Genomic DNA, 254 nt, shown 5'->3' on the forward strand with positions numbered 1-254 from the left:
GGTGTCGCTGCGCAGGGCTTTGTTGATAGTCAGGTTTACTGCTCTTCGGTCTGCTTATCCCCGTGGGACAGACTGTAGACATACGCCGCCAGCAGATGCACCTTGTCATTGCCTTGCAGCTGCTCCTGGGCAGGCATCTGGCCCTGGCGGCCGTACCGGATGGTCTGCTGCAGTTGGGCGAAGCTGGAGCCGTAGATGAATGCACCCGGGTGAGTCAGGTCGGGGGCGCCCATCGCCGGGGTGCCTTTACCGGC

The 254-nt window shown here is 62.6% G+C and carries 1 pseudogene; it reads right to left on the bottom strand.

Annotated features, from left to right (window positions below):
• Positions 1–35 precede the first annotated feature (35 nt).
• Positions 36–254: pseudogene (locus SB765_RS31675) on the bottom strand (cytochrome C oxidase Cbb3); the annotation flags it as partial.

Source organism: Pseudomonas sp. SIMBA_067, assembly GCF_046534675.1.
Classification (GTDB): Bacteria; Pseudomonadota; Gammaproteobacteria; order Pseudomonadales; family Pseudomonadaceae; genus Aquipseudomonas; species Aquipseudomonas putida.